We start from the raw sequence: 6,603 nt of genomic DNA on the forward strand, positions 1-6,603 counted from the left end.
AATGTCTGGCCAGAACGGCCGTTCCTTGTCCGTCCGCCGGTATTCATGCGAGAACTGCCCACTGCGGCCATTGCCGGCGTTCCGGGCGTTCGAGAAGCAGGAACTCGTCTTCGTCAATGGCTTCAAGAAGGGCGAACTGGCCGTCGACAAGGGCGACACGGTTCTGGTTGAGGGAAGCCGCAGTGCCCATCTGTATACAGTGCTGTCGGGTTGGGCTTTCCGCTACAAATTGCTGTCGGATGGCCGCCGGCAGATTCTGAATTATTCCATGCCAGGCGATCTCATCGGTCTGCAAGGCAGTCTGATGGGCGAAATGCAGCACTCCGTCGAAGCGCTGTCGCCGATGCTGCTCTGCCTCTTCGAGCGGGAGGCCCTTCCCGAACTCTACCGCAGCCATCCGGGCCTCGCCTACGACATCACCTGGATCGCCGCGCGAGAGGAGCGCATGCTGGACGAGAACCTGCTCAGTATCGGCAGACGCACCGCGCTCGAGCGTGCTGCCTATCTCATCGCCTTCATCTCCACTCGCGCCAGGGTGGTCGGGTTGAACGGCAGGACGCCCGTGCAGATTCCGATCACCCAGCAGCACCTCGCCGATACGCTCGGCCTGTCGCTGGTCCACACCAACAAGACGATCCGCAAGCTGATCGATCGCAAGCTTATCTTCTGGCGCGACGGCGGCTGCGAGGTGGTCGACAACGAAAGGCTCAAGGACCTCGCCCGCTGGGAAGGGTTGAGCGAAGGTCGCCGACCGCTGATCTGAGCGGCTAGCGGAGACGTGCCGGGCTGGACTCGGCTGCGTAAACACCCTTTCATGGCAGTTGTTCCGATTTCGGAACCTTGGGGTGGGTCGAACGTTTCGACCCGAGCAAACGCAAGGAGTCAAGCAATGGCGACTGCCGCAGGAAAGTCCCCGAACGAAAGCCGGCCGAATTCGGACCTTGAAGACGACATCAGGCAGCTGAAAGTCGACATTCAGAAACTCACCGAACAGCTGGCCGAGACCGGCCAACACGGTTACGGGGCTGCTCGTCGGGTTGCTGCGGAAGGGGTCGAGCAATTGCGCTCCCAAGGCGAAGCAGCCTTTGAAAATATGCGTAGCAACGCCAAGGATATCGAAGCTCAAGTGGTGGCGAGCGTGCGCGAAAAACCGGTCACGTCGCTGGCAATCGCGGCAGGCGTCGGCTTTCTGTTTGCGCTTCTCGCACGCCGCTAGTCTCAGCCCAGATGGGAATGCTGGCATCGTTGATCTCGGCTCTTGCCTCGGGTGAAGTCGTTGCAGCCGTGCGCCGCGCGCGCACGGCTGCAATCGTCTATGCGCTCGCAGCACTTGCCGCACTGTGCGGCCTCGGTTTCCTCGTCGGAGCGGCCTATGTCTGGGTGGCGGGTCGCTATGGGCCGATGGCAGCCTGCCTTGGTTTCGGGGTCGGCTTCCTGCTGATCGCAGGGCTCCTCCTGCTCATCCATCAGCTGTCGGCTGGTGCGCGCGCCCGACGCCGGGCGCGGAGGCGCAATGCCGATATGAAGGCGGTCGGCATCACCGCCGCGCTCGCCGTGCTGCCGGCGCTACTCAAGGGGAAAGGCGGCTTGGGCACGATACTCGCCCCGGCGATTGCACTCGCCGCCTACGCCATCTACCGCGAGAACACAAAGCCCGATGCCGACGATCCGGATGCCGGCGAAGCGAAATAGCTCGAAGTGATTCTTCTTCGGGTTGGCATCGTGTTGGCAATGATCCGAAAAACCGGGTTCCACTTTATCCCTGACATGGACCTTTGGTTCGAGATCCATGGTCGAGCCGTCACTTCGGCAGATCCTCCAGCGGCAACGATATTTCGGCGAATACGCCTTCCGGCCGGAATTCGTGGGTCACTTCACTGGAGATGACCTTGGCCAGGCTGCGGCGGATCAGGATCGAGCCGAAGCCGTGGCGTTCGGGCGAGGCAACTTCAGGCCCGCCGCTTTCGCGCCAGGTCAGCACCAGGCGCCGAGCGCCTCTTCGCTCCTGTGCCTTCCAGTCGAGATCGACCTTGCCCGAGGCCGCCGACAGCGCTCCGTGTTGCAGCGCGTTGCTGGCCAGTTCATGCAGGATCAGGCCAAGCCCGACTGCCTGGTCAGGCGAAAGCAGCAGATCGGCGCCTGAGATCGTCATGCGCGGCTGATCGGCGGTGTCGAACGGCTTGACCTCGATCTGCACGAGTTCGCGGATGCCAATGCCGCGCCACTCGCGGTCGGACAGCAGGCTGTGGGCGGCGCCCAGCGCCTGAAGCCTGGCGCTGAAGGCGTCGAGGAAATCCCTCGGCTGGCGGGCATGGCGAACTGTCTGCGTCGCCAGCGCCTGGACGGTGGCCAGCGTGTTCTTGACGCGATGGTTCAGCTCGCGCAGCAACAGCCGCTGCCGCTCATCGCCGAGCTTGCGTTCGGTGATGTCGTAGTTGACGCCGAAGATCAGCGTCGGCTTGCCGTCGCCGTCACGCTCGATGACCCGGCCGCGCGTAGCGAGCCAGCGCGGCGGGCTGAAGCCCTTGACGCGGTATTCGCCAAAATAATCGTCGCCGCCGCTCAGCACGTCGCGAAAGCGCGTCTCGGTCTGGTAGGCGTCACGCGGGTCGATGGCGGCGAGGATATCGCGTGCTCTCAGCCGGGTCGAGCGCGGCAGGTCGAACAGCTCGGACAATCGGGCATCGCATTCGATCATATCGCTATGGATATCCCATGCCCAGCTCGCGAGCGATGCGGCATCGAGCGCAATGCCGCGCCGCTTTTCCTCGCGCGCCAGTGCCGCAGCGGCGCTGGCGGCGTTGCGGGTGGCGTCCTTCAATGCGAACAGGCTGGCAGCGAGGCTGGCGAGCGCCGTCAATTGTTCGAGCTGGGCGGCAGACGGCGACCCGCGCGGCCTCCGGTCGAGCACGCAGAGCGTGCCGATCCGGGCACCGGCCACCACAATCGCCGCACCCGCATAGAAACGGAAATGATGCTCGCCAGTGACCAGCGGGCTGGCGTTGAAGCGTGAATCCATGGTCGCATCCGTCACCACCATCGGCTGGTCGCCGGCAGCAATGGTGTGGGCGCAGAAGGATGTATCGGTCGCGGCCTCGGTCTCGTCCAGGCCGACACAGGACTTGAACCACTGCCGCTCGACATCGACGAGCGTCACCAGCGCGACAGGTGTTTGCATCACCGCGGCGGCGAGCCCACTGATAGTGTCGAAGTCAGGATCGGCCGCCGTGTCGATTGCATCGAGATCATGGAGCACGGCAAGCCGATCCTGCGCCGTTACCACGCTAAGGACATCGACCGGCAGATTCGGCTTTGTCACTACCCTGCTATCCACAAGTCCCCCAGATGCATCGGCTTGCAGCCATCCGCGCCGGGCCCAGTTGCCGGGCCCTGAAACCGGAACCTTCGCCCTGAGGAACCGTTACCCAACCACATTTTGCCAGCCGCGCCGCCAGCGCCAACCGACATGCCAGCGCCAAACGAAATGCCAGCGCCAACCGAAATGGAGGCCGATCATGCCCAAGATCGTTCCTGAAGACAAAGCCCGGCAGGGACGCTGGGGGTGGCACACCTTCCGTATCTTGATCGCTGCGCTGCTCTTGGCGTTTATCGCCTGGGGCATCGCCGAGATCTACGGCAACATGATAGACCGGACGCCGACAACCGAACAGGGCGAGCTTCCCAGGAACGAGCAGGGCGAGATTCCCAGAGGCTGAAGCCTTCCGATCGACTGTGCCGGGATGCATCACGCTGCCCTCGCTTGGACGGCGCGCGCCGGGACGAGAACGTTCAGCGCACCAGGATGAATTTCGATCGTCGTTTCGCGGTCAAGCCTGACCAGTTCGCCATCCATGACGGCGCGAAATTTCTTCGCAGCCGAGTGGAGTTTCAAAACGGCCCGGTCAGCCTGGTGGATCTCCACATGCTCGCTGTCGCGCCATTTGCCGCGCGCCATGTCGAAGAGGACCCTGACCAGTTCGCCACGCCGCCGCGCCACCGTGACATAGATGCCGAGCACGCCGCCGGCGGGATTGTCGGCATAGGGCAGATGACCCTCACCGAACAGATTGTTGGTGATGCCGATACCGGTGGTGCGCGTCACGATCTCGGCCTCGCCGATGGTCAGCGTCACCTTCATCGCCGAAGGGTTGTTGATCGCCGCCCAGGCAGCCTTTGCCGAGGCCCGCATCTTTCCCAACCGCGAGCCATACTCCATGGCTTGGCGAAGCTGGACCATCCTGGCATGCATGCCGATCGAGAATTGATGCACGAATGGCTTGCCGTTGGCGGTTGCCATATCGACTGCAATAACCTCACCGTCGGCAAAGGATTTCACGGCCGCGTCAAGGGTTTGTGGAATGCCGAGCCCGCGCGCGAACAGGTTCATCGTGCCAGCCGGTAAAATGGCAAGCGCTTTCTTGCTGCCCATCAACCGAGCCGCCGCGGCCGAAATGGTGCCGTCGCCGCCACCGGCCAGCACAATGTCGACACTGTGCCTGGAAGCGATGCGGTCCAGCGTTGCGACAATGTCCCTGCCGGCAACGATTTCGATATCGATGCAGTGGCCTGCTGCCTCCAATGTCTGGCGCATTCGGTCGGTGAAGGCGGAGAGATCAACCGTTCGCAGAGTGCCGCCCTCCTGGTTCAGCACCGCCGCAAATCGCATTCCCCCGCTCCGATTTTTCTTGGCTACCATTGGATAATCATCGGCCGCAACAGACCGAGCCATGGGCCGAAACGGGGCGGTTGAAAAAAAGTTCCGCAGCTCTAACGAAAATACAGGAGCCAATCTCACCCGGCCAAACGCATAATTGAGCGCGATTCAGGTGGTTTTTTCACAACGCTCGCCCTGGTGTCGGAACAACGGCGCGGTCACGACGTTGTGAATGTGTAACGCCGCGACCGATCTCCCCTGCTCGCGGCCAGAGATAACGCACGAGGAGGATTACGATGATCCGCACCCTTTTATCCACCACCGCACTGGCAGCGTTGATTGCGACCGGTGCGTATGCGCAGGAAGCCACAACACCGGCGCCCACCCAGGACCCGGCGGTCCAGGAGACCGCTCCGGCGGCTCCCGTTGCGCGGGCCGAGGGCAGCCTGATGACCAATATCATTGGTGAATCCGTCTATAACGGCACCGGCGACGATGCCGAGAACATCGGTGAGGTCAGTGATGTCGTCTTCGATGAAAACGGTCAGGCGAAATCCGTCGTCATCGGCGTCGGCGGCTTTCTTGGCGTCGGTGCCAAGAATGTCGCTTTCGACTACAACAAGCTGCAATGGGCCGAACGGAATGGCGACCGCTGGCTGATTGCCGAAACCACAAAAGATGAGTTGACGGCTCAGCCGGACTTCGATCGCAAGCCCTATGATCCGGCTCCTGCGGCCACCGACACCACGGCTACGGCTCCCGCTCCATCGACCTCGACGGATACAACGGCGCAGAATGCTCCGGCGGCTCCAGCCGATAGCGCCGCAGCTCCGGCCGAACCTGTGAAGAGTGCCGACGGCAACCTTGCCACGAATATCATCGGCGAAACCGTCTATAACGGCACTGGCGACGACGCTCAAAACATCGGCGACGTGAACGACATCGTTCTGGCCAAGGATGGCAAGGCCGAGTCGCTGATCATTGGCGTCGGCGGCTTCCTCGAGGTTGGCGAAAAGAATGTCGCCTATCAATTCGACAAGGCCAAGTGGGCGGAGAGGGACGGCGACCGCTGGCTGGTCGCCGAGACCACGAAGGAAGACCTGGAGGCGCTGCCGGAGTTCGACCGCGAGCCCTATGATCCCGCCCCGGCGACAACCGCATCGACCGACGCGGCGACGCCGGCGCCAGTGACCACCACCCCTGCTGTCACTGCGGCTCCAGCCCCGGCGGAGAAGACTGCGGAAGCTCCGGCGGCAACGCCTGAACCCGCTGCTCCGGCTCCAATGGACAAGACAGCCGAGGCTCCGGCGACGACGCCAGACCCGGCTGCTCCGGCTCCAATGGACAAGACAGCCGAGGCTCCGGCGACGACGCCAGACCCGGCTGCTCCGGCACCGGCGGACAAGACAGCCGAGGCTCCGGCTGCAGCAACGCCTGACGCAACCCCCGACCAGACGAAGACCGCGGCGATCGACAAGTCGGCGCTGACCGAAATGCCGATCAACGAAATCCGCTCCGAGGATTTGGTTGGAACCACCGTCTATGGCGCCAACGATGTCAACGTCGGTGAGATTGGTGACGTCGTGCTGACCGGCGACAAGAAGGTCGACGCCGTCATCATCGACGTCGGCGGTTTCCTCGGCGTTGGCGAGAAGGAAGTGGCGATCGGCATGGACAACCTTAAATTCATGACCGACAAGGATGGCAATCGCTATCTCTACACGAACTTCACCAAGGAGCAGCTCGAGGCGCAGGCCCCCTATGACAAGGCCACATATGCGCAAAACCGCGACACCCAGCGCATGATGATGCGCTAGCTTGCGTCAACGATGAAAGAGGCCCGCGCCCGCAACCGCGCGGGCCGTTTGATGGTTGGTAAGGGGGGAGGCCGGCGACCTGGCCGCCCACGCCCAACTCGGTGAGTTAGGCAAGCGCCAGCGACAGATAGA

Annotated in this window: 7 protein-coding genes; 5 read left to right on the forward strand and 2 right to left on the reverse strand. The window is 62.9% G+C overall.

Features of this window, described 5'->3' with window-relative positions; all coding sequences use genetic code 11:
* Position 1 precedes the first annotated feature (1 nt).
* The 3 genes from AC0L28_RS19780 (at position 2) to AC0L28_RS19790 (ending at position 1,692) form a co-directional block, all read left to right on the forward strand.
* Positions 2-763: a Crp/Fnr family transcriptional regulator gene (locus AC0L28_RS19780; RefSeq protein WP_473479719.1), complete on the forward strand. Its 762-nt coding sequence runs from the start codon at positions 2-4 to the stop codon at positions 761-763.
* A gap of 126 nt (positions 764-889) precedes the next feature.
* Positions 890-1,216, forward strand: a complete 327-nt coding sequence (locus tag AC0L28_RS19785) for an ElaB/YgaM/YqjD family protein (protein ID WP_419694974.1) — start codon at positions 890-892, stop codon at positions 1,214-1,216.
* Between the two features lie 11 nt (positions 1,217-1,227).
* Entirely contained in the window at positions 1,228-1,692 is a 465-nt protein-coding gene (locus AC0L28_RS19790) for a hypothetical protein (protein WP_091593224.1), read from the forward strand.
* 109 nt (positions 1,693-1,801) lie between these two features.
* Here AC0L28_RS19790 and AC0L28_RS19795 read toward each other — a convergent pair whose 3' ends face one another.
* A complete protein-coding gene (locus AC0L28_RS19795; RefSeq protein ID WP_473479723.1) occupies positions 1,802-3,334 on the reverse strand; it encodes a sensor histidine kinase in 1,533 nt (510 codons plus the stop codon).
* Between the two features lie 181 nt (positions 3,335-3,515).
* Here AC0L28_RS19795 and AC0L28_RS19800 point away from each other — a divergent pair, with 181 nt between their 5' ends.
* Positions 3,516-3,716, forward strand: coding sequence for a hypothetical protein (locus AC0L28_RS19800; RefSeq protein ID WP_023797117.1), 201 nt, complete (start codon positions 3,516-3,518; stop codon positions 3,714-3,716).
* 29 nt (positions 3,717-3,745) lie between these two features.
* On the opposite strand, the gene AC0L28_RS19805 is transcribed toward AC0L28_RS19800, so the two are convergent.
* Entirely contained in the window at positions 3,746-4,666 is a 921-nt protein-coding gene (locus tag AC0L28_RS19805; RefSeq protein ID WP_236368819.1) for a diacylglycerol/lipid kinase family protein, read from the reverse strand.
* Between the two features lie 284 nt (positions 4,667-4,950).
* On the opposite strand from AC0L28_RS19805, the gene AC0L28_RS19810 reads away from it, so the two are divergent.
* Positions 4,951-6,471: a PRC-barrel domain-containing protein gene (locus AC0L28_RS19810; protein WP_287290205.1), complete on the forward strand. Its 1,521-nt coding sequence runs from the start codon at positions 4,951-4,953 to the stop codon at positions 6,469-6,471.
* The last annotated feature ends 132 nt before the right edge of the window (positions 6,472-6,603 follow it).

It is taken from the genome of Mesorhizobium sp. WSM4847, assembly GCF_055811335.1.

Coding starts and splice junctions, on each gene's coding strand:
- AC0L28_RS19805 (WP_236368819.1), bottom strand. CDS start 4,666: ATGCGATTTGCGGCGGTGCTGAACCAGGAGGGCGGCACTCTGCGAACG.
- AC0L28_RS19810 (WP_287290205.1), top strand. CDS start 4,951: ATGATCCGCACCCTTTTATCCACCACCGCACTGGCAGCGTTGATTGCG.
- AC0L28_RS19790 (WP_091593224.1), top strand. CDS start 1,228: ATGGGAATGCTGGCATCGTTGATCTCGGCTCTTGCCTCGGGTGAAGTC.
- AC0L28_RS19780 (WP_473479719.1), top strand. CDS start 2: ATGTCTGGCCAGAACGGCCGTTCCTTGTCCGTCCGCCGGTATTCATGC.
- AC0L28_RS19800 (WP_023797117.1), top strand. CDS start 3,516: ATGCCCAAGATCGTTCCTGAAGACAAAGCCCGGCAGGGACGCTGGGGG.
- AC0L28_RS19785 (WP_419694974.1), top strand. CDS start 890: ATGGCGACTGCCGCAGGAAAGTCCCCGAACGAAAGCCGGCCGAATTCG.